This is a genomic window from Pseudomonas sp. 2822-17 (assembly GCF_002742485.1).
GTDB classification, from domain to species: domain Bacteria; phylum Pseudomonadota; class Gammaproteobacteria; order Pseudomonadales; family Pseudomonadaceae; genus Aquipseudomonas; species Aquipseudomonas cyclaminis.
Map to the genome: position 1 here is coordinate 1 of NZ_LJRZ01000406.1, position 417 is coordinate 417.

1 protein-coding gene is annotated in these 417 nt (G+C 35.3%); it reads right to left on the reverse strand.

Annotated features, from left to right (window positions below; genetic code table 11):
• The coding region (locus AOA60_RS13850; protein WP_178075358.1) for a chemotaxis protein CheC at positions 1 to 417 on the reverse strand (417 nt) is incomplete at both ends.

Below are 417 nucleotides of genomic sequence, written 5' to 3' on the forward strand. Positions count from 1 at the left end.
ATCCATAGCTTAAGATTGCCATTGCCATATCAATCGCTAAAGCTGGTGGTGTTGGCTGTAAATTCAATGAAGTAAAATCAGATAGTGCACTTAAGTATGAACCTGCTAATATATTACCTAATTCGCAAAGAGCAGACATTCCAATTTCATTGTCTGATAGATTTTCAGTATTAATCGTATCGTCTTCCGTTAATTGTTGAATTAACCTTGTAGCTTCATCAAGTGGTAGCATAAAGAACATATTTCCTGGTGCATCTCCTTGAAGACGTAGAAATATTGCTGCAACAACTGTTTCATCGCCTCCAACAAATTCACTCACTTCATTTAAATGAACGATTTTAACAGAAGGAACTTCCATATCAATAAATTTGTTTAGCATTTTTGATAAAGCAGTTGCAGCATGTCCTGCTCCTATAT